At 41.0% G+C, this 24,038-nt stretch carries 14 protein-coding genes; 7 read left to right on the forward strand and 7 right to left on the reverse strand.

Annotation, left to right across the window (positions count from 1 at the left end; genetic code table 11):
- Window positions 1-180 precede the first annotated feature (180 nt).
- The gene (locus tag V2H41_RS02800) at window positions 181-1,644 is read left to right on the forward strand and encodes a type III PLP-dependent enzyme domain-containing protein (RefSeq protein WP_330973599.1); all 1,464 of its coding nucleotides are present in this window, start codon (window positions 181-183) and stop codon (window positions 1,642-1,644) included.
- Between the two features lie 78 nt (window positions 1,645-1,722).
- Here V2H41_RS02800 and V2H41_RS02805 read toward each other — a convergent pair whose 3' ends face one another.
- The 6 genes from V2H41_RS02805 to V2H41_RS02830 are packed head-to-tail and all read right to left on the reverse strand — an operon-like array spanning window position 1,723 to window position 10,463.
- Window positions 1,723-2,850, reverse strand: coding sequence for a PKD domain-containing protein (locus tag V2H41_RS02805; protein WP_330973600.1), 1,128 nt, complete (start codon window positions 2,848-2,850; stop codon window positions 1,723-1,725).
- A 45-nt stretch (window positions 2,851-2,895) separates the two neighbouring features.
- Window positions 2,896-3,741 (reverse strand): cyanophycinase, encoded by an 846-nt coding sequence (locus V2H41_RS02810; RefSeq protein WP_330973601.1) that lies wholly within the window; start codon window positions 3,739-3,741, stop codon window positions 2,896-2,898.
- A gap of 6 nt (window positions 3,742-3,747) precedes the next feature.
- Window positions 3,748-4,803: an isoaspartyl peptidase/L-asparaginase family protein gene (locus tag V2H41_RS02815; protein WP_330973602.1), complete on the reverse strand. Its 1,056-nt coding sequence runs from the start codon at window positions 4,801-4,803 to the stop codon at window positions 3,748-3,750.
- A 12-nt stretch (window positions 4,804-4,815) separates the two neighbouring features.
- Complete coding sequence (locus V2H41_RS02820; protein ID WP_330973603.1) at window positions 4,816-5,886, reverse strand: cyanophycinase; 1,071 nt, start codon at window positions 5,884-5,886, stop codon at window positions 4,816-4,818.
- Between the two features lie 9 nt (window positions 5,887-5,895).
- Window positions 5,896-7,296 (reverse strand): RagB/SusD family nutrient uptake outer membrane protein, encoded by a 1,401-nt coding sequence (locus V2H41_RS02825; RefSeq protein ID WP_330973604.1) that lies wholly within the window; start codon window positions 7,294-7,296, stop codon window positions 5,896-5,898.
- An 11-nt stretch (window positions 7,297-7,307) separates the two neighbouring features.
- Complete coding sequence (locus V2H41_RS02830; RefSeq protein WP_330973605.1) at window positions 7,308-10,463, reverse strand: SusC/RagA family TonB-linked outer membrane protein; 3,156 nt, start codon at window positions 10,461-10,463, stop codon at window positions 7,308-7,310.
- A 625-nt stretch (window positions 10,464-11,088) separates the two neighbouring features.
- Between V2H41_RS02830 and fusA the strand changes: the two genes are divergently transcribed.
- The gene (fusA, locus tag V2H41_RS02835; protein WP_330973606.1) at window positions 11,089-13,239 is read left to right on the forward strand and encodes an elongation factor G; all 2,151 of its coding nucleotides are present in this window, start codon (window positions 11,089-11,091) and stop codon (window positions 13,237-13,239) included.
- A gap of 101 nt (window positions 13,240-13,340) precedes the next feature.
- Here fusA and V2H41_RS02840 read toward each other — a convergent pair whose 3' ends face one another.
- Window positions 13,341-14,234, reverse strand: coding sequence for a 1-acyl-sn-glycerol-3-phosphate acyltransferase (locus V2H41_RS02840; protein ID WP_330973607.1), 894 nt, complete (start codon window positions 14,232-14,234; stop codon window positions 13,341-13,343).
- 227 nt (window positions 14,235-14,461) lie between these two features.
- Between V2H41_RS02840 and rhaT the strand changes: the two genes are divergently transcribed.
- The 5 genes from rhaT (at window position 14,462) to V2H41_RS02865 (ending at window position 23,985) form a co-directional block, all read left to right on the forward strand.
- Window positions 14,462-15,574 (forward strand): L-rhamnose/proton symporter RhaT, encoded by a 1,113-nt coding sequence (gene rhaT / locus V2H41_RS02845; protein WP_330973608.1) that lies wholly within the window; start codon window positions 14,462-14,464, stop codon window positions 15,572-15,574.
- 66 nt (window positions 15,575-15,640) lie between these two features.
- Window positions 15,641-17,761, forward strand: a complete 2,121-nt coding sequence (locus V2H41_RS02850) for a bifunctional aldolase/short-chain dehydrogenase (RefSeq protein ID WP_330973609.1) — start codon at window positions 15,641-15,643, stop codon at window positions 17,759-17,761.
- A 59-nt stretch (window positions 17,762-17,820) separates the two neighbouring features.
- Window positions 17,821-19,095, forward strand: coding sequence for a sugar isomerase (locus tag V2H41_RS02855; protein WP_330973610.1), 1,275 nt, complete (start codon window positions 17,821-17,823; stop codon window positions 19,093-19,095).
- Between the two features lie 58 nt (window positions 19,096-19,153).
- Window positions 19,154-20,485 carry an FGGY-family carbohydrate kinase gene (locus V2H41_RS02860; RefSeq protein WP_330973611.1) on the forward strand — a complete coding sequence of 444 codons (1,332 nt, stop codon included), beginning with the start codon at window positions 19,154-19,156 and terminating at the stop codon, window positions 20,483-20,485.
- Window positions 20,486-20,751: 266 nt separating this feature from the next.
- The gene (locus tag V2H41_RS02865) at window positions 20,752-23,985 is read left to right on the forward strand and encodes a SusC/RagA family TonB-linked outer membrane protein (RefSeq protein ID WP_330973612.1); all 3,234 of its coding nucleotides are present in this window, start codon (window positions 20,752-20,754) and stop codon (window positions 23,983-23,985) included.
- The last annotated feature ends 53 nt before the right edge of the window (window positions 23,986-24,038 follow it).

The raw sequence follows: 24,038 nt of genomic DNA on the forward strand, positions 1-24,038 counted from the left end.
ATAAAAATTAAGAAAATGCAGCACTTTATTTGTGCTGCTTTTTTTATTATTGCATTTATTTTTCGCAGTTAGACCCTGGATGAAATTAGGTGGCATTAGAAGAATATCGTTTATACATATTTCCTAATTTAGAACTCAATTTTTAAACCATTAAGTGCCGGTGTAGCCGGTTTATGGCAGATGAATAATTCATACTTAGGGCTGGTAGAACAGACCTTTAATTTTCCTCAGGAAGGAATTGAGGTAAAGAATGGAGACCTCCTCTTTAATGGTATTGATTACAAAGCGCTCGTTAAGAAGCACGGGACCCCTCTAAAAGTGACGTACTTACCCAAAATTGGCATGAACATCAACAAAGCGAAGCAGTATTTTGCTAATGCTATGCGTAAGTATAAGTACGACGCTCAGTACTTCTATACCTACTGTACGAAGAGTTCTCATTTTTCTTTTGTAGTGGAAGAAGCGCTGAAGCACGATGTACACCTGGAGACTTCTTTTGCTTATGATATCGATATCATTAATCAGCTTTACAAAAGACGTAAGATCACAAAAGATATAAACATTGTATGTAATGGCTTTAAGCAAAAGAACTATACATCACGTATAGCTAAGCTTATCAATAGCGGTTTTAAGAATGTGATTCCGGTGTTGGATAATAAAGAGGAGCTCAATATGTATAAGCGCAGTATCAAAACAAAAGAGCCCTTTAAAATCGGTATCCGAATCGCAGCGGAAGAAGAGCCTACCTTTCCTTTCTATACTTCAAGATTGGGAATAAGGGCTAAGGATGTACTGGAGTTTTATGTAGACGAGATTGAAGGCAATGAAGAGAAGTTCCAGCTGAAGATGTTGCATATTTTCCTGAACAAGGGTATTAAGGATGATATTTACTATTGGAGTGAGTTGCGCAAGAGTATTAATCTGTATTGTCAGCTCAAGAAAATATGCCCCGAATTGGATTCGCTCAATATTGGGGGCGGGTTCCCCATTAAGCATAGTTTGGCTTTCGAGTACGACTATCAGTTTATGATTAATGAAATTGTAAGTACAATTAAATCTGCTTGCAAAAAGGCCCGGGTACCTGTTCCACATATTTACACTGAGTTTGGGAGTTATACCGTAGGAGAGAGTATGGCGCATATCTACAGTGTAATTGGTGAAAAACGTCAGAACGACCGTGAAACCTGGTACATGATAGATTCCTCATTCATTACTACTTTACCGGATACTTGGGGAATTGGAGAGAAATTTCTGATGTTACCTATTAATAAATGGAACAACGAATACCAGCGGGTAGTATTGGGAGGTATCACTTGCGACGGACACGATTATTACGATAGTGAAGAACACATCAACGAAGTATTTCTTCCCAAAATAAAGAATGACAACGGCAATGGCAACGGTGTTGGTGAGGTGAAGCAAAAAGGTAGCGACGATGATGATGAACCGCTATATGTGGGCTTCTTTCATACTGGAGCTTATCAGGATCAGATTAGTGGGTATGGTGGCATTAAGCACTGCCTGATTCCTTCACCCAAGCATGTTATTCTGGAGTATAACAAGAATGGTGAACTGGAAGATTGGGTATATGCAAAAGAGCAATCAGCTCAAAGCATGCTGAAGATATTGGGATATCTGAAGTAATGCAATTAAGAAATGGTATCGAAGTATACTGAATAAAAAAGTGGCGACCCTTGAGTCGCCACTTTTAGTTTCTAGTGTTTATTTTATAAACATCCCCCTGGGGTTATTTACTCCTGATAGGAAAGTTTCGGCACCAGAACCATCGAGATTAGCTCTTTTAATAAATCCGTTATTAGTTTCAGCCCAGTATAGTTTGTTTTCTTTATAATCAACCACTATACCCGAACCGCCTCTATTCCCGGTAACATTTGCAATTTTAGTTATACCAGAGCCGTCTAAGTTGGCCTGCATAATACCCGTATTGTTTCTATCATCATAATAGATCTTGTCATTTACTTCATCTATAAAGATGCCATAGCCGTAAGCGCCTTCAATAACAGCTTCAACCCCTGTACCGTCTGTTTTGGCTGCAAAAAGATTTTCATCGTTTACTTCATAAAAATAGATGGTATTGGATTTGCTATTAAATGCCACAGCACGCATCGCTCCACCGGGGATAGTTATAAATGTTTTTTCATATTCGCTACCGTCCAGATTGGCTCGGGATACATTGGGACCATCGGCGATGTACATTTTACCTTCGGCCAGATTTAACGCAACCCCGTAAGGAGAAGCCAAACCGGAAAGTAACTCAACTAAATTTTCGCCATCAAAATCCATCCTCCAAATCTTACCCGAGTTGGTATTCTGGAAATCGCAATAATAAATATGCTTGTTTATAGAATCATAGGCCATACCATGCGCTTCGCGACCTGTCATATTGATAACGGTTTCTACTGTAGAACCTGGGACAAGCGAAATCTTACGTACAAGCTTGCTACCGTACTCGATAAAGTACAATTCTTTATCTGTGTCGATGATAATATTGGGGTCGATGATAACAATATCCATGGAATAGTTGCCTGTTCCGCCTTGTCCGATTACTCTAAGTTTAACTGTATAAGTACCCGGATTAGGATAAGTTTTGCTGGGATCTTTTTCAGTGGATGTTGTTCCATCTCCAAAGTCCCAAAAATAGGAATCCCCGTTCTCCGATTGGTTGGTGAATTGAATGGTTTCATTTATGTTCCACTGGTTATTGGCTACTGTGAAATAGCTTTTAACAGTAGGTGGAAGGTCGTTGAAATTGTATTTTGTTTTCTTACAACCTGTCAAAGCAATTATGATAATTAAAAAGGTAGTCAATAGTCTTTTAAGTGTCATCATTTTTATGATTTTTTGACTGTTAAGTTTGATTAAAAAATTATCTAACTATTTTATTGCAAACTTGTCTCCTTCTGAAAACAAGGAGAAATTTGCGTTTTTAAATGCTACTTTGTTGTTTTTGAAAGTTTTTAGATTCTTGGGAGATGCAATTACAAGCACTTGGTTTTCTCCCACAACTCGAGCTTCTTTTCCTTTTACGATAATTGCAGTACTTTCATCTATTCCTACAACTTTCTTATTGGGATGATCGGCAAGTAGGCTAATTAGTCGGTTGTATCTACTACGTTTTATGAAGTGTTGGTCAATAATGGCGCCGGTAATAAATCCCATTCCTTGGGAAGTAATTGTATTATTCTTTTTAATGTCTTTAAAACTACCTTTTTTATCTTCCCGCTCTTCTCCCGTAATCATTATTTGCGACATGACTGCGGCCCCGGCACTCGTTCCGGAGATGGTAGCTCCATTGCGCAATGCCTCGTGCATAGCATCATATAGGCGGGTGCCATACACTACTTTCATAAATTTGTTTTGGTCTCCACCTGTGATGTAGATTAATCGGGCATTACGAACCGAATCGATCCATGCTTGATGATGATCTGCCTGTTCTCTATTGAAATTAAAACTGGTAATGTAATTGCCGCACAAATTTTTAATTTGGGATTTGAAGTATGCTACGGATTCTTCCGGAATACTTGTTGCCATAGGAAGTACTACAATGTAATCCGTAGGCCTTAATTGTGCAGTTTCGATTAAAGCTTTCATGAGCTGGGGAGGTCGATCCCCACCACCGATAATGAAGAGAGCGCCTTTATAGGCTTGTCCGTAGGAGGATACCCACGTTAAAGCTAGAACTATAAATAAGAGATATTTTCTAAGCAAAAATCTTTTCATGGTTTGTTACTTGTAAATGTGTACAGATATTTTTCCGTTCTCATCCACGGTGCCACGGTACATGCCCGATGTATTGAATTCCATGGCAACATTTCCGTTCTTATCCAGAGCAATGATACCCCCATCACCGCCTAGACGTTCGATTTCTTCGATTACTTGTTTGGCTGCATCGCTAACCGATAGGTTTTTCAGTTCCATCAACGCTGATACCCGGCTTGCAGCAGTAGCTCTGATGAAGTATTCGCCCCATCCTGTACATGATATGCCGGCTGTATTGTTATTGCAATATGTGCCGGCACCGAGGATAGGAGAGTCGCCTACACGGCCATATCTCTTGTTAGTCATGCCCCCGGTTGAGGTTGCTGCCACCAAATTGCCCTGTTGATCCAATGCTACAGCCCCAACAGTTCCAAACTTTGCATCTTTTGCAGTAAGTCCGTATATCTGTTGCTGCCGTGGATCTGGTTCATGATAGGCATTGCGTCCATTGCTTTCTTTTTGAATAGTTCTTTGCAATTGGTCCCAACGCTCCTGTGTAAAAAAATATGAAGGGGGAACAGTGTCGCAGCCATGGGCTGCTGCAAACAGCTCTGCGCCTCGTCCAACCATCATTACATGTTCTGATTGTTCCATTACAGCACGTGCTGCGTTGATCGGATTTTTGATATTGGTAACACCGGCAACGGCACCTGCTTTTAGGGTCTGCCCGTCCATGATGGAAGCGTCTAGTTCGTTTTTCCCTTCATTAGTAAATACTGCTCCTTTACCGGCATTGAATAGAGGCGAATCTTCCAGCACGTTTACAGCGGCTTGTACGGCATCAAGAGCGGATTTGCCCTCTTGAAGCAGCTTGTGGCCCGTTTGTAGAGCTTCTGTCAATGCTGCTACATAGGCTTTCTCTTTTACCTCTGTCATGTGCTGCTTCTCAATAGTGCCCGCCCCCCCATGAATTACCATCACATACTTAGTGTTTTTATCTTCTATGGCCTTATTAGTGCATGACTGGAGGGCAAGACTAGATATGCCGGCACATAATACTATTGTTTTAATTATACTTTTCATGGTATTTAAATGTTAGTCACGAACACTTTGAGCCCAGTTGCCTGATGCTACAGCCCACCAATATTTTTCAAGGCCGTTAGTGCTTTCTGGCTGAAAGGTGTTCAAATTAAATTTATTGTTACTTGCTGTTCCCGACTGAGCAAATACCTGTATTGCTTTTCCTTCGTGGTTCCAAGTTACAGGCGTATTTACGGCAAAAGTTTCGGGCGCTTTAGCTGCATCAGTTTTTAAGAAGAAAGCCTTGTTGCTGCCAATAACAGTGGCTATGCCGTTTTCATCAATGCAAACAGCAGTGGCCTCATCCACAGCAATACCGTAAGGAGTTTTACCCCAATCTTTCATGATTCTTCCTAAAAAAGCAATGGAGCGACCTTGTCTATTGCGCTGAGAAAAGTGCTGATCGGTGATGACATTTTGCAGTATGGGAAATTTTAAAAAGTCATCTCTTCCGATGATTACTCTTTCGTGATAAGGGTTGGTGAGTGCATTAATGTTAAGTGACAAATCAATACCACCTCTTTCTGCGCTGAAATAATAATTGCCTAGAATGGCGGCGCCTGCACTGGTTCCGCCTACGGGAACTTTTTTCTCATTGATCAGATAATTGATAGCCGCCATTACTTTGGTTCCCTTCCAATAGTTCACATAGTCAGACTGATCTCCTCCGGCAATGAACAACATCTCAGCTTCGCGAATGATTCTGGCTACATTATCATCGTCAGCAAGTTTACGCGAATCGATTTTCAACGTTTCTACAGAGTTGACATTGCCAAGCCCTTTGATGTAACTATTGTAAGCATCTGTTCCTGTAGCGCGAATAACTACTACATCACCACCTCCGCTTCGTTCAATCATCCATTGTAGTGCTGCACTTACATCCGAACCGCCTCCCATAATCACAATTCCGCCTTTTGTTTGTGTTTGCACATCTGCTGCATCTCCTACAATGCCGATGGAAGCTGAGCGCGTTACGGGTTCCGAAGGTTTGGGCGCATCCGGTCGAAACGGGTTATTAGGGTCGGATGATTTGCCACAACCTATGCAAACCCACACGACAAATATTGCAGAAATGATTTTTTTCATTGTTGAAGTTTAATAGTGGGGATTTTGAGTCATATTTTTATTAACAGCCATTTCATTTGCCGGTATTGGGAAGCAATACTGAGCCGCTGTTGATTCCAGTCTAACTGCACCGGAAGTATTGACAGCGTCTTGAGTAGTGCGCTCCACGGGCATCCTTCTGCGTTTTAAGTCAAAAAACCGATGCCCTTCAAATGCCAGCTCTTTAAAGCGTTCGTTGTAAATGGCATTCAATAAGCTGGTTTTGTCGGCAAAGTTCTGATCGATGTAGTTATAAATTCTGGCTCTTCTTAGCTCGTTTAAGTCCTTCGCTGCTTCAACAAGATTGTTATTTTCCAAATATGCTTCGGCTCTAATTAAATACATTTCTCCGGTACGAAACAGCTTTACATCAGCCAGACCTCTATAACTCGGATTGCCCCCCACATATTTATTGACAAGATACTGGGATTTCCCTGCAGGACGGTTCGGTGCGTATTCGATATAGCTTTCGAATCGAACATCGTCGGTTCTTTGCGATATAGGGCCAAACTGATCAATCAATTTAAATGAGGGGGCATAAAGTACTATTTCGCCTGTCTCGCGGAAAAATGCTGCACCGATTCGAGAGTCGCCGATTACACGGGCAAGTTTCCACACGACTTCTGATTGACTTTCATCTTTCCAGATTTTAGCAAAATCACCTTTGGGAGCTAGCGGTTCGCTGTTTATGACTTCTGACGCATAAGTAATAGCATCGCTCCAGTTTTTCTGATATAAAGCCACACGCGCTTGAATAGCAGCCACAGCTGTTCTAGTAATGCGACTATTGTCATTGAAGCTGGTAGGAATGAGCGCTTTGGCAGCTTGAAGATCGGTATTGATATCTTCAAAATTAGATTGAACAGATGCTCTGGCGGGATAGCCCAGTTTGCGTTCTTTCATGTATGGAATACCTACGCTGTCTTTCTCGTATCCAGAAGCATAAGCTCTCAATAATTCAAAATGGCAGTAAGCACGTAATGCTAGCATTTCTCCGTGGTACTGGTCGAGTTTGCTTTGTGTAGAAGCGTTAACGGGAATATTGGGAATAGCTTCTAATACCCGGTTCGCACGGTCTATCACTACATAATACTCATAGAATGCCGATGTTACTGATCCTGATGATGAATTGTACAACCAGCGATGAGCTGTGGTATTAGATACCGTATTCTCTGTAGGAAACATTACTTCATCTGATACTATTGCCCCTGTTTCTATGATGGTGGAAGTTAAGGGAGCATAGGCTCCGATTACTCCCATGTTTACGTCGTCCAGATTGCGGAACGCTTTACTAGGATCTATAAAATCTGAAGGAGCATTGTCCAGTTTGGAACAAGACTGGAATACGAGTACTGTTAATGCTAATATGGAGAATATTTTTTTTATCTGCATAGTTACTTAGATTAGAAATTAATGTTGATGCCAACTGTGTATTTGCGGGCGTTAGGATATTCAAATCTTCCGTATTGACGGTTGTTTTCGGGGTCCAATCCGCGCCATGTAGTCCAGGTAATCAGATTTTGCCCCTGCACAAATACGTCTACAGATTTTACCACTTGTAAAGACTGCAGTAGTGCGCTAGGTACACTATAGTTGAGTCTTAGGTTTCTCAAACGCATAAATGCTGCATCCTGGATATCTTTAGATGTGAAATTTCTGGGGATATCTATGCGTTGTAAGTGTGCTATATCGCCAGGTTTTTTCCAGCGGTCATACAGCATCCTCTTACTTTGGTTGCTTGTCATGTACGCCTGATTCTCGATGTAAAAGTCGATGTTGTTCCAGCGCTGTACGTCGGATACAAACGAGAATAAGGCGTTTAATGAAAGGGTTTTCCAGCGTATGGTTGTGGTAATTCCTCCGGTTAGCTTGGGATACATAGATGCATTAAGAGGAACTGCCTGTTGTTCTTCGTTATATACATTGGTGATGGAACCGTCGCGATTATAATATAGCGCATCTCCTGTGGCTGGATCCACACCTGCCCAACGGGGAGCGTAATAGGTGCCATAGGGATATCCTACTTTGATAATTCTGGTATCACCATCTGGCAGCTCGTCGGTAACATCACTCACACGAAGAATTTTATTTCTATTAAATGCTCCATTTACCCCTACATTCCAATTCCAGTTTTGGGTTTGTATGATGTCCCCGCTTAAATTAAACTCAATCCCTTTATTGCTCATTTTAGCGGAGCTAAGGGGAGCGGTACCGCCGGATCCGGCCCCAGCAGTGGCCGAAAGCGGCAGGTCGATAAACATGTTCTTTGTGATTTTGCTATAAAAATCTATGATCAATTTGATTCGCTGTGATTTGAAAAGCGAAAGGTCAAAGCCTGCGTTAAACTCGTCTACATACTCCCAATCGAAATCGGGGTTCCCGATGTTGGATGGTCTGATGCCCGGTAAGCCTCCGTATGTAGTGTTGGCTGAATAGGTAGGCAGGTAAGCGAAGTTGCTACCAAATGGACTAGCAGTTTGACCAAAACTTGCTCTTACATGCAAAACAGAGATTAGTTGTGAATTTTTTAAGAAATGCTCCTGTTTTGCGTCCCAGCTGGCTCCAAAGGAATAGAATCCGTGCCAACGATTCTTCTTGGGTACAGATGACAGTGAAGCACCATCATATCTGTAACTGGCAGTAACGGTATATTTATTGTTAAACGAGTAGCGACCTACACTCATGTATGACATGAGGGCACTGTTAGAGCGGCTACCGCTGAGCGTGGGTAAAAATGCAGTACTTACAGTAATACTGGCAGGTGTTTCCGGTAATCTGTCATCTAGGCCATAACCTCTGTAACTGAATGCTCGGTAATGGTTATATAGATATTCGAAGAATCCTGAAATTTCAAAATCATGTACTCCTTGTCTTTTTTTGTATGTGATCCCCGATGTAGATACTATATTGAAATTTCTGCGATATCCTTCACCAAAGGCCCCTTTTTCTCCAGGCTGTCTGCTACCTATGTATGATTGCGGGTTGATAAATAATTGATCCACCGAGTGTCTCAAGTCGATACCGGTTCGGGTACTAATCTTAAGGCCTTTTATTATTTCATATGCCAGATCTAGTCCTAATATGGTTTTAAACTGCTCGGTTTTATCTGATGTTCCGTAGAGAACATCTATACCACGGCTTCCTTCACGTGTATCATAAAAACCCATTCCGTTGTCTACCGGATGGAATACTCCATCAGGTGTATAAGGATATTCATATGGTAAAGCATAATACACCGAAGCCATAGGAGTACCTACTGAGGTGCCTCCTTCATTATACGTAAAGCGCGAGGAGGAATATCCTAAAGAAAGATTTACACCGGCGGAAAATCTTCCAAAGTTAAGATTGGTATTGTTGCGGAGCGAGAATCTGTCCATTCCTGTTTCTTTCACAATACCTTCTTCTTTCCATAAGCCTACAGCACTGTAGGTTTGAACATTTTCATTGCCGGCGCTAAGGCTTACTTGTTGCTCCATGAAGCGGGCGTTTTGGAAGAACATGTCGCGCCAATCGGTATTTATTTTACTTAAGCTGTCTAATATACGATCGGCATTTCGTTGCCACTCGGGAGACTGATTGGCGTAAGTGGGATTTTTAGGAGAGAACCGCCATCCAGGTCCAATATCACGACCGGTTTCAAGACCTACTTCTTCTTCAAAACGCAGACGTTCCTTGGTGTCCGTCATTTCAAAAGTGGGTTGTGTTAAGGTAGAGAAACCGTATTGAGAACTATAATGGATACGAGGCTTTCCCTTTTTCCCTTTTTTGGTATTAATTACAATAACTCCATTGGAACCTCTGGAACCATAGAGTGCTTTAGCCGAAGCGTCTTTTAAAACCGTGATAGATTCAATGTCTTCGGGATTGATGGTTTGAAAATACCCGCTTTCTATAGGAATACCATCCATTACATATAATGGGGTGGTACTTCCGTTTATAGAACCAATACCTCTTATTACTACGGCTGCTGCCTGACCTGGTTGTCCCGAGCTTGAAATAACGCTCATTCCGGGTACACGTCCCTGGAGTATTTGGTCCAGAGTACTCATGGGTATTTTATTGATGTTTTCAGCATTTATCTGTGTTGAGGCACTTGGGCTTTTACCTTTTAAGTACTCTGTGTAACCCGTTATAACAACCTGATCTAAACTATTAATATTAAGCTGTAAAACAATAGTTAGTTGGGTTTCTTTTCCGATAATAACCTTTTGTGTAGTATATGATACGTGAGAGATTTCCAATACATCGCCTTCGTTGGCTTCAATTTCAAAAAGGCCATCGCCGGAGGTTGTAAGGCTGATAGGTTTGCCGTTCAGGCTTATTACTGCACCTGCAATGGGCGAGCCATTTACATCTAAAACAATTCCTCTGATTTTTTTCCATTGAACTGATGAACTACCGAAGGCAACATCCGGTACTTTTAGTGGCGAATAAGCTGTGGCACTTCCGTCATGAATAAATAATAGAAAGCAAAGTGTAGACACACCGAGTCTAAGCGTTTTTCTTGAAAAGAGACAGCTCCGCCTGTCCATTTTCTCATAATCAAATGCTGTAATCATGATAGTTACTAATTAATAAGATAATAAGTAGAAATTGGTTATTAAGGGCTTAAAAATAAAAAAAATGTTTAAACATTAAAAGAAAAGAGACCGAATCGGTCTCTTACGAAAAATAAACTGCAGTTGGTTTCGGTTGCTTTAATAGCAATTGATTATAGATATGGGGTGATGCAACTTTAAAAACGCCATACATAAAGGGCAATCGCAAAACCTCAGGCTATCATTCTTTTTCGTCTTTACAGGAAATTACTTTTCGTCATTATGTTGTTTAGAGATATTGAAAGTTCTACTTCGTTTTAGAGGTTTTACATTTTAATGTAAAGTTATAGATTAGATAGAAAAGGTAGTTTTTGAAAAAAAAATCGATAAGTGCTCCTTCTGCTTCGATGAATGCCCTGTTTTTTTAGATGAATATTGGTTTTTAAATCGCTAAACTGTCAATTAAATATTGTTTCGACAGAGATTTATAAAAAGTTTCCACAGACAATATAAATTAGGAAAGACAAATCTTATTTTTCCTTACCTTTGCACCCTTAAATTTATGGCTTATACTACCTTTTTGGTAATTGATTATAAGTCAATTGTTTAAGGGAACTAAAAGTTTATAATTCAATCAAGAATAATTATGGCAGATTTAAAATTTCAAAGGAACTTTGGTATTGCCGCTCACATTGATGCCGGTAAGACCACTACAACCGAACGTATTCTACGTTACACAGGTATGATTCACCGTGTTGGTGAGGTACATGATGGTGGTGCTACTACCGACTGGATGGAGCAGGAAAAAGAACGAGGCATTACCATTACTTCTGCTGCTGTAAGCTGTAGATGGAACTTCCCTACAGCAAATGGACAAAACGTTCCGGGTGTAACTAAAGAGTATTCTTTTAATATTATTGATACTCCGGGGCACGTGGACTTTACCGTAGAGGTAGAGCGTTCTATGCGTGTGCTGGATGGTCTGATTGCCCTGTTTTCTGCAGTAGATGGGGTAGAGCCTCAGTCTGAAACTGTATGGCGTCAGGCCAACCGTTACAAAGTTCCTCGTATCGGCTTCGTAAACAAAATGGACCGCCAGGGTGCTGACTTCTTAAACGTGGTACAGCAGGTGAAAGATATGCTTGGCGCAAAAGCGGTTCCCTTACAATTGCCAATTGGTGCTGAGGACAGCTTTAAAGGTGTTGTAGACCTGATCAGCGGTAAAGGTATTATTTGGGACGAGGCTACAGAGGGAATGACCTATACAGAGGTTGAAGTTCCGGAAGAAATGAAAGCTGATGTGGAGCACTGGAGAGCTAACCTTATCGAGGCGGTAGCGGAGTACGACGATACCCTGATGGAGAAATTCTTCGATGATCCTAATTCTATTACTGAAGACGAAATTCATGAAGCTATACGTAAGGCTTGTATCGACCTGAGCATCGTTCCTATGATGTGCGGATCCTCTTTCAAAAATAAAGGGGTACAAACCGTACTGGATGCTGTTTGTCGCTATCTGCCTTCACCAGTTGATATCGAGGCTATTCAAGGTACAGATCCTAAAGATCCTGAAAAAATTCTGAGCAGAAAGCCGGATGTAAAAGAACCATTCGCCGCTTTGGCATTCAAAATCATGACCGACCCATTCGTAGGTCGTCTGGCTTTCTTCCGTGTTTATTCTGGTCGTCTTGAGGCTGGTTCTTATGTATTAAATGTAAGAAGTGGTAAGAAAGAGCGTATCAGCCGTATCATGAAAATGTTTGCCAACAAACAAAACCCCATCGACTTCATCGAAGCCGGTGATATCGGAGCTGCTGTTGGTTTCAAAGAAATTAAAACTGGGGATACCCTTTGTGACGAAAATAATCCCATTGTACTGGAAAGCATGTTCATACCCGAGCCTGTGATTTCAGTTGCGGTTGAGCCTAAGACTCAAGCCGATGTAGATAAAATGGGTATGGCCATCGCTAAGCTGGTAGAAGAAGATCCCACATTGCGTGTAAAAACCGATGAAGATACCGGACAAACCATTCTGAGCGGTATGGGTGAGTTGCACCTGGATATTATTGTAGACCGTATGCGTCGCGAGTTTAAGGTAGAAGTAAACCAAGGTGCTCCTCAAGTGGCTTATAAAGAAGCCTTTACTGCAACTATTGAACACCGCGAAATCCTGAAAAAGCAAACCGGTGGTCGTGGTAAGTTCGCTGATATCTTCTTCAGTATCGGTCCTGTAGATGAAGATTGGAAGAAAGAAAATCCTGATAAGAACTTCCAGTTTGTTAACGATATCTTCGGTGGTGCTATTCCTCGTGAATTTGTACCTGCGATTCAGAAAGGTTTCGAGTCAGCTATGACTGCCGGTGTGTTGGCCAACTATCCAGTAGATAACATGAAGATTCGTGTATTCGACGGTAGCTTCCACCCGGTTGACTCCGACTCTATGTCTTTCGAGCTTTGTGCTAAACAAGGTTTCCGCGAAGCTGCTCGCAAGGCTAAGCCGATTCTGCTGGAACCAATCATGAAAGTAGAAGTAATTACTCCAGAGCAATACATGGGTGATGTTACTGGTGACTTGAACCGTCGTCGTGGTTTGATGGAAGGTATGGATACCCGTGCAGGCTCTCAGGTTATTAAGGCTAAAGTGCCACTGAGCGAAATGTTTGGATATGTAACCCAACTGCGTTCGCTGACTTCTGGCCGCGCATCTTCTACTATGGAGTTCTCGCATTACGCTCCGGCTCCTAACAACATCGCCGAAGAAGTAATTGCTAAAGCAAAAGGTAAAATCACTGCTTAATGAAAAGTGATTTTAGCATCATATTAAACCCGGCCTCAAGCCGGGTTTTTTTATTCTAACCATATATAAAAAATGCTAAGCTGTAATTAACAGCAACTAACCTATTTGTCTAGCCTGATATCATATTTTACATAACAAGCTGCCGTAAGGAATAATAGTAACAAGCATAGTAAACCCCATCCGCCCCAGATACTACATGCCAGAAGCGTTATTGAGAGTAAGTAAACAGGATAGCTTAAAAAGAGCAGTGCAAAAATGACTGCGTCGAAATGGATGCTTTTCGAAAAGAATAATTGTGTAATGAGTTTTGCTAATACATACAATGGTGCATGAAGAAGCGCACCCATGAGAGCAAGTGGGGCCAGAACCCTCTTTGTGGTTCGGGGTGATTTTCCGAATTTTTCCTGTAGGAGGTTGTAGTTTCCACCTGGAATTTCATAAACCAATTGCTGTAGTTGTGCTTGTAGCAATTCGTTGAATTGGTTATAGACGTTGCCTTCTGCAAGAGAAAGATCGAAATGTTCTTTTCCAATAAGTTCGCCAAAGCGCACATGAATCAATTTGCCATAACGCCGGAATGAGCTGTAGTTAATTCCTGCGGGCAGTACTTTCAAGGGAATACCTTCCTTCCAGGCTTTCAATGCAAGACGGGCAGTTCCTTTTTTAAGAGGTCGTAGACGCCATTCATTTACACATAACCCCTCGCTGAATATCAGAACCCCTTCATTCTTTTTAAAAATTTCAATACAGGCGTCGAATGTCTGATAATTAATGTGGAGGTTTTCCGCTCCTTCCCTAATACGGTAGATAGGAAGCATCTTTAAAATACGCAGTATGCGAAAAACCTGTTTGGACTGGAATGCGTCACCACGGGCTAATGAAGTGATGGGAAGGTCAAACAATATATCAAATATGATTGCATCCAGAAAGGAGTTAGGGTGATTGCTAGCAATCAACAACGGACCTTTAAGCTTGAGCATGCTTTGTTTGTCCACAATCAAAGAGTGGAAAAACAGTGGTTTCGCAAGCCGTGCATATATTTTTAAAATCTGATAAAGCAAAGACTCTGGAATTTCTTACAAAAGTAATTCTTCGCAATGTCAGGTATAACAATTTTTTCCTATGAAAATAGTCATGATGGAGCATGATGGTTGCGGATTTTACATTGCCTATTTTCGGGTCGTCAATCTGTAAATAATAGCTAAACGAAACACTTGTTCATATGAATGCCTTATTAGGAGTTATTTTTCATTTTATCGGCGGATTTGCTTCCGGTAGTTTCTATATACCCTATAAAAAAGTAAAGGGTTGGGCATGGGAGACTTATTGGTTAATCGGAGGTTTGTTTTCTTGGCTGGTTGTTCCGCCTATAGCAGCTTGGTTGACGATTCCCGATTTCACACAAATTATTGCGGAGGCAGATAAATCGGTAATCGGATACGCTTATTTGTTCGGTGTATTATGGGGCATTGGGGGGTTAACATATGGATTAGGGGTCCGTTATTTGGGAGTTTCGTTAGGAAGCAGTGTTATTCTTGGACTTTGTATGGTGTTTGGTGCGCTGATTCCGGCTATTTATTATCAGTTCAATCCGGCCGAAGGCAAGGATATGATTACTAGTCTTACCCATACCGGCTGGGGACGTACCGTATTGGCAGGATTGCTAGTATGTATTGTGGGGATAGTACTTTGTGGCAAGGCAGGAATGATGAAAGAAAAAGAATTGGCGGGTGTAGGAGGAAAGGAAGCGCGTCCTGATTCTGATGCTGAGGCGCATCTTTCCGGTAAGGACGAGTATAAATTTGGGCTGGGAATATTTGTAGCAATTGTTTCAGGTATATTAAGCGCTTGTTTCAACTTTGGTATAGAAGCGGCAAAGCCCATGGCCGAAGTAGCTAATAGTTTATGGAAAGAAGCACATCCGGGACAAGGTGAATTTCTTTTTCAGAATAATGTATCATACATCGTTATACTGTGGGGAGGACTTACTACAAATCTGATATGGTGCTTGCTGCTTAATGTGCGTAATAAAACTTACGGCGACTACGCTAATAGCAGTGCGCCTGTTATACGTAATATAATTTTTTGTGCACTAGCTGGTACTACCTGGTTTTTGCAATTTTTCTTTTACGGCATGGGGGAAAGCAAGCTAGGAAACGGTGCCAGCTCGTGGATATTACATATGGCCTTTATTATTCTTATTGCCAATGTGTGGGGACTAATACTGAAAGAGTGGAAAGGTGTAAGTAAAAAAACATTAGTAACTGTAATTGCAGGAATTCTGGTAATACTGCTATCGGTGCTGTTAGTAGGCTGGGGCAATTCGATGCGGTAGGTTGATTAAAATGATTTAGTAATAGTATATCAAATACTCTTAGAGGCGTTTTATAAATTAATGATTATGGGTACAGAAACAAAGAAGTTTAAACATGTAAGTTATTTGTGGGATGAAGCCAAAGCGGCGGAATTAGCTGGAGATGAGGTGGCATTGTTGATTTATCGTTCCAATTTATTGGGTGCAGATTTGCGACTAACTAACTATGGAGGAGGCAATACCTCTTGCAAAGTAACTGCGAAAGATCCCCTTACCGGTGAAGATACGGAAGTGATGTGGGTGAAAGGCAGCGGTGGTGACCTAGGAACATTAAAAAAGAGCGGCCTTGCTGCGCTGTATGTAGATAAACTGCGTAGCCTTACAAAAGTATACCGTGGGGTGGAGTATGAGGATGAAATGGTGGAGCTATTCAATCATTGCATTTATGATTTGAAGTCTAAGGCACCTTCCATAGATACGCCTTTACATGCTTTTCTACCATTTAAACATATCGATCATTTGCATCCTGACGCAGCTATTGCCATTGCTGCTGCTAAGGATGGGGAAGCGATTACTAAAGAGCTTTTTGGAGGTACTATAGGTTGGGTGCCCTGGCAGAGACCAGGATTTGAGTTGGGGCTGATGTTGAAACGTTGTGTAGAAGAGAACCCCGGTATCAGAGGAATTATGCTCGGTTCTCACGGTTTGTTTACCTGGGGAGATACGGCCTACGAAAGCTATATGAATACATTGGAGGTAATTGAAAAATGTGCAGCATATATTGAGCAAAATATTGGTAAAAAAAGGCCTGTATTTGGTGGCGTTAAGATGGAGCCCCTGTCCAAGGAAAAAAGATTGAAACAAGCTGCCGCTCTGGCCCCTGTGCTGCGCGGCTTTTGCTCCTCACATGTAAAAATGATAGGACATTTTACCGATGATGAACGCGTATTAGAGTATATTAATTCCAATGACTTGGAACGACTGGCGCCTTTGGGAACTTCATGTCCGGATCATTTCCTTCGTACGAAAATAAGTCCGCTGGTATTGAATCTCGCTCCTGATGAGAATTTAGATGATGTAGCGGTTGTAAAAGAAAAGTTGCAGCCATTGTTTGAAGATTACCGTCAGATGTATAAGGAGTATTATGAAACCTGTAAGCATCCTGATAGTCCGGCGATGCGCGATCCTAACCCGGTAATTATCCTCTACCCGGGAGTTGGAATGTTTGCTTTTGCGAAAGATAAACAAACGGCAAGGGTAGCGGCAGAGTTCTACATTAACGCCATTAATGTGATGCGTGGTGCTGAAGCTATTTCCGAATACACATCGCTACCCCGTCAGGAAGCTTTCAATATTGAATATTGGCTGCTGGAAGAAGCTAAATTGCAGCGAATGCCCAAACCTAAACCTTTAAGTGGACGTGTAGCACTGATAACCGGAAGCGGTGGTGGTATTGGTAAATCTATAGCTAAAAAATTTGCACAGGAAGGAGCTTGTGTGATTATCAGCGATATTCATCAAGAAAGAATGAAGGTTACGGTAGAGGAATTTACCAAACAGTTTGGTAAAGATGCGGTAACTTCCGTAACTCTGAATGTAACAGATGCAACCTCTATCGATGCCGCTCTGGAAGACGCTATACTGGCTTTTGGCGGTGTGGATATTGTAGTGAATAATGCGGGTATTAGCATCTCGAAGAGTATTGCAGAACATTCGATAGAGGAATGGGATCGCCTGTACGATATACTGGTGAAAGGGCAGTTTATGGTATCGAAAGCTACAGTAGCAGTAATGCGTAAGCAAAATATAGGTGGCGATATCATAAATATTGTGTCGAAAAATTCTGTAGTGGCTGGTCCTAATAACGCTGGCTATGGTTCGGCAAAAGCTGCTCAGGCGCATCTTTCGCGTTTATTGGCTGCAGAACTGGGGGATGATAAAATTCGTGTCAACTCTGTAAATCCAGATGCTGTAATTGTTGACTCCAATATTTGGGCCGGCGGTTGGGCTGAGGGACGTGCAAAAGCTTATGGTATTACAGTGGAGGAATTGCCAGCGTTTTATGCTAAACGCACGCTCATGAAAGAAGTGATTCTTCCGGAAGATATAGCCAATGCGTGTTTTGTGTTTGTAAGTGGATTGTTGAATAAATCTACAGGAAACGTATTGAATGTAGATGGTGGCGTGGCGCAGGCTTTCCTGCGATAAGCACTTTGGGCATATATCGGTTTAAAAAGATTTACTAAATTGTAAAAAAGCTTGGTTATATGATTATAAGTCAGTCGCAGATAGATGCACATAACGAGAAAGGGCTTGCTGCGCATAGGAAGCGGTTGGAGTTTTTAACTTCGGAAATTGAAGGGGTTGAAGATATTATTAACAAGCTAATCGATTTTCAGATTGCAATTCCATCGTGGGCATTAGGAAGTGGAGGTACTCGTTTCGGGCGTTTTAGTGGAGGTGGCGAACCTTCTTGCCTTGAAGAAAAACTGGAGGATATAGGATTGCTACATCGGTTGAATCGCAGCAGTGGTGCGATATCATTGCATATCCCTTGGGATATTCCCCGAGATCCGCAGGCTATTAAAAACTTAGCAGCGGATTTGGGACTTCGCTTTGATGCTATGAACTCCAATACCTTTCAGGATCAGGAAGGGCAGGCCTTGAGTTATAAATTTGGCTCTATGCAGCATGTAGACAAGGCTGTGCGTCGTCAAGCAATTGAGCATAATATTGAAGTTATAAATTATGGTATTGAATTAGGCTCTAAATCGCTAACAGTGTGGCTGGCCGATGGTTCCTGCTTCCCCGGACAGTTGAACTTTAGACGGGCGTTTAATAATACGCTGGAATGCTTGCAAGAGGTATATAAAGCGTTACCCGACGACTGGAAGATGTTTGTAGAGTATAAAGCTTATGAACCTAATTTTTATTCCACTACAGTAGGTGATTGGGGGCAATCATTTTTATATGCAAGTAAATTAGGTGATAAGGCTTATACATTGGTAGACCTAGGGCACCATCTGCCTAATGCAAATATTGAACAGATTGTTGCGTTGTTGCTTAGCGAAGGTAAGCTGGGTGGTTTCCATTTTAATGATAGTAAATACGGTGATGATGATTTGACGGTGGGAAGTATTAAACCGTATCAGCTCTTCTTAATATTTAATGAGTTGGTAGAGGGAATGGATGCTCGTGGTATGAATCATGCAACGGATTTGGGATGGATGATTGATGCCAGTCATAATGTAAAAGACCCACTTGAGGATTTATTGCAAAGTGTAGAAGCTATTAAACTGGCTTATGCACAAGCGCTGCTGGTGGATACTAAAGCGCTTAATGAAGCGCAGATGAGTAATGATGTGGCAGCTGCTCAAGAGATTTTGCAACATGCATTTCGAACCGATTTGCGGCCACTGGTAGCAGAAGCCCGCTTGAGGGCCGGTGGTGCTTTGCAGCCCCTACAATTATTTAGAGATGCTAAGGTAAGGCAACAACTTATAGGAAAACGCGGGGAGAAGACGGTGGCTACTGGCCTATAAGGATGGCCTAGTCATATTAGCTGTGTGATTGATCATTGTTTAAATATAGATAGTCTTGGTGTCGGTAATTGCTATATTTGATATTGGAAAAACCAATAAAAAGTTTTTTCTTTTTAATGAGGATTACAAGATCGTGGAGGAGTCTTCTAAAACATTTACGGAAATAGAAGATGAAGATGGTTTTCCATGTGAAAACTTACAGGTACTTTCGAAATGGGTGAGAAATACACTGAGCGAATATCTCGAAGATAGCACCTACGACATCAAGGCTATCAATTTTTCTGCATATGGGGCTAGCTTTGTGCATCTTGATAGAGAAAATAATATAGTTACACCTTTATACAATTATCTGAAACCTTATCCTATTGAAATTGAAAAGCAGTTTTATGATACACACGGCACAAAGGAAGCTATATCACTGACAACTGCCTCTCCTGCATTGGGCAACCTGAACTCCGGATTGCAATTGTATGCATTGAAATATCGTCGCCCTGAAATTTTTTCAAGAATTGCCGCATCCTTACATCTGCCGCAGTATATGAGTTTTCTGATATCGGGAAAGCACTACGCTGATATCACCAGTATCGGGTGTCATACGGCATTGTGGGATTTTACTACAGGTAATTATCATGACTGGGTGTTTAAGGAAGGAATTGATAAAAAGATGCCACCTCTTTTTCCCGGAACAGATGTAATAGATATAGTTTACAATAATAAGCCGTTAAAATGCGGAGTAGGACTACATGACAGCTCTTCGGCATTTATACCTTACATTAAACATGTAAATGAGCCATTCTTGCTGATTTCTACCGGTACCTGGTGTATTAGCATGAATGCTTTTAATAATACACCCCTTACCCAGAGTGAGCTGGAGAACGATTGCCTGTGTTATATGACCTATGAGGGAGCTACGGTGAAATCCTCCCGCTTGATGGCTGGCTATGCTCATGAAATTGTGGTTAAAAAATTGTCGGATTATTTCGGTACTGAACTGAATTATTTTGAGAAGATTGCTTTTGATAAAAACTTAATCAGAAAAGAACCTCCGTTGAAAGACCTTACCTCTTTTGATGTGTCAGCGTATGCGAGTTACGAAGAAGCTTATATGAATTTCATCAAACAAATTGTATTGGCGCAGAAGGCCTCCACTGATTTGGTGATAAATAATACAATAAAAAAACTGTTTGTGGATGGAGGTTTCGCAAAGAATGAAGTTTATATGCAATTGTTGGCCGATGCCTATCCTCATATTGAAGTGTATGCGGCATCTGTATCACAGGCTTCTGCCATAGGAGCAGCTATGGTGCTTCATCGGCACTGGAACCGTTTTGAACTGTCTAATAATATGATTAATCTTCGCAGATTTCATGCCGCCTCTGCTTTTGATTGATGCTTAATGTCGATGCTCATTACAGAGTTGCTTTTGTTTTGCAATAAAAATAGATAGTTGTTGTAACGAAATCCGCCATTGGATACGTAGGGGGTAGTTTTGTACTTACTCTCTATATGGTAGCATGTCTAAGATGCAATTATTGGCATTCGGGAACGTTTCCGGAAACGTTCCCGATCATCAATTATGTCAGATCGAGCGTTTATATCATGGCTTGTCATAATTTTAGATGTAATAAAATTATTGCCTGACATAAACCTCATGCTATGAGATGTTCGCTTGTTATTCTCTCAATTTTACGATCAGTATTGTTGATTTTTCTCAGTGTATTACCTCAGGTAATGTTTGGGCAGAATGAGATTATTAAAGGAACGATTACTGATCAGGCCGGAAAACCATTACACGGTGTTACTGTAGCGGCGATTAAATCAGGAACAACTACAATGACTTCAGATGATGGGAGCTTTACGATTAATGCTGTAGCTTCCGACTCATTAATGATATCATTTGTTGGGTATTTATCGCAAATACTACCCGTATCCGAAGTACACAATCGTGTTATTAAATTAAGTGCAGATGAGTTAGGTACCGGTCTTAGTGAAGTGGTGGTAATGGGATATAAGAATGTTTTAAGAAAGAATGTGGCGGGAGCGGTGGCTTCTGTTAATATGCAAGATCTGCAGAATATTCCTACATCCACGGTCCTAGATGTGTTGGCAGGTAAAGTGGCAGGTATGCAGACAATTGTAAGAGCAGGCGTTCCGGGAGGTGCTACAGGCGGATTGGTTATACGAGGTAACAGTAGTCTCTCTGCTGCAGATGATGCAAGCGGCTTGAGCAATCCGCTATATATAGTAGATGGTGTTCCTATGTCGCTTAGTGATTTAGCTGGCTTCGATGCAACACAGAACGATTTTTTTGCAACATTAAATCCTAATGACTTTGAATCTATTGATGTACTAAAGGATGCAGCAGCTACTGCGATATATGGAGCCAGAGGTGCGAATGGTGTAATTATTATTAAAACGAAAAGAGGACGTAAAGGAAAGACAAGGATCGCTTATAATGGAGCCTATGGTGTAAATCTGAAGCCCGAGAAGTTAAAAGTATTTATAGGTGAGGCAGAACGAGAAGAAAAGCTAAGACTATATGAAATTAGTATGAGAACATTGTTTGGCGATCAGGCTTGGATCGATGTTCGTAACGGGCTTGAGGTTTATGGGTATATGCTGCCACCCGTACTTACCGATAAAAATAATCCAGCTTTTAATGGTGCCTACGATTATCAAGCTCTTTTTTATCAAAATGGGTTTAATCAAAGACACGATATTGCTATTGATGGCGGTAACGAACTAGGGGCTTATCGTATTGGGCTAGGATACTATGATGAAAAGGGTATTTTGAGTGGAATTGGCTTTAAAAGGTTTTCGGTGAATTCCAGCGTAGTAAGTGATATTGGTAAATATGTGCATAACGACTTTGTTATGAACTTCGCACTGCTTGATCGAAGAGGAGGTAGCACAGATAGAATGCGCACTTTCCCAACAAGCCCAACACAATTGCCTTCTTCTCTTTATTACAGAACCCAACAGGAACTGGATTTATTATCGGGTAGATTGAGTGATGTGTATCAGAAAAATGGGACTTATCAATTGCGGTTTAGTGATGCATTGAGGATAAAATTCTTGAAAAACTTTACTTGGGATAATCAGGGGTCGTTGTTTATTGATTTAGGAAGAAAGCAATACTTCGTTCCCACCACGGCCGCTTACAATAGCTTATCTTATGCACAGAGTTGGAATAGTGAAAACTTCTCTTTTACGGGAAGTTCAGTTCTCAGTTATTTTAAAGAGGTGAATGATCATGAAATAGCGGGTTTATTGGGTACAGAGATGAAAAAAGATCGTCAGTCTACCGATTGGGTAGATGCAGAAGATGGTCCGAGTGATTATATAAAAGTGATTAAAGGATATAAAAAGGAATCTATCAACGGCGGCTCGGACGTAGTAAAGTCAAACATGCTATCTTATTTTGCCAACCTGTCCTATGGATATAAAGATCGCTACAAAATAGAGGGTGTTATCAGAAGAGATGGACATTCTAGATTCGGTGCTGATAATAAGTGGGCCACTTTCCCATCCTTATCTACATACTGGATTTTTACTAGAGAACCTTGGATGAAGAGCGATGTACTAACATTTGGTAAGTTACGCTTCTCATACGGTAGAGCTGGACAGATAGATCCGGATCCGCTATTACAGTATAACTCTTTTATTGCAATTAATAATATAGGTTCTGGAATAGGAAATATATATAGTAATAAACTAGACGTTAAGACTTATAATGGTAAAACAGTTCTGATTTCCGATTTCAATAAAATAGCGAATACTTCTCTTTCTTGGAGCACTTCGGAGGAAGTAAACTATGGTCTGGACCTAGAATTTTTTAAGGAACGTCTTTATATAAATACTAACCTCTATTCGCGATACGAAAAAGGGCTCATTTTTACTTCAGCACTTTCTCCTTTTATGGGATTTAATTCTATTCGCTCCAATCTCGTTGATATGATTAGTAACGGATATGAGTTGAGCATTATGGGGTATTTGTTTCCAAGAACCAATTCTTTTCAGTGGGATTGGACTGTGAATCTGGCAAGAAACAAAACTGTTATTGCTAAATTGGGTAACGGCGGTCGTGATTATATTAATGGTGATTATGCTTTTGTAGTAGGGGAACCCAGTTTCCAGTATTATACTTATGAATATTTAGGGCCTCTTCAAAATGAGGACGACTTGCCTGTGAATCCTATGACAGGGACTCCCATGACGTATTTGTGGGCAGACGCTGGGTTGGCTATTGGACGATCTGGCAAAATATTCCCCGGTATGCCATTATTTACTGATGTAAATGGAGATTACCAGATAGATGGAGCGGATTATGGGTATGATAAAAAAATTATTCCGGGCAAATCTCCAGAGCCCAAAGTAATGGGAGGGGTTTCAACCAATATTAGATGGAAACAATTTTCTTTCAGAGTTCAGAGCTCATTTGCGTTTGGCCATTACATTTTCAACACTTCTTTGCAGGAGATGTTAGCTCAGTATGATGATAATATTGCATTTTTTCAGAATGCACTTTATGATTTCGGTAATAAAATTCGTTTCTGGGAATATCCGGGCGATGATGCTTATTATCCCATGCGTTTTATTAATTACAGCGATGGCGGTAGTGCACGCTCATTTAGAAGGTCTTCTATGTTTATAGAGAAAGGTGATTATTGGAATATTGACAATATTACCATTGCTTATTCCTTGCCTGCGAGAATAGCGTCTAAGTTGTATATGAGAAATGCTCAGGTTTATTGTACCATGCGCGATGTGTATATGTGGAAGAAATCAAATGTTCCGGATCCCCGACAGGTTTCAAAGACTGGGTATTATGTAGGGCAAGGATATCCTATCACCAAGAATATCTCTTTGGGGATAAACATCAACTTCTAATTTTTTTACTTATGAAAAAGGTTGAATTCATATATAGAAAACTTTATTCGGGC

The sequence above is a fragment of the Niabella digestorum genome, from assembly GCF_036409055.1.
GTDB classification, from domain to species: domain Bacteria; phylum Bacteroidota; class Bacteroidia; order Chitinophagales; family Chitinophagaceae; genus Niabella; species Niabella composti.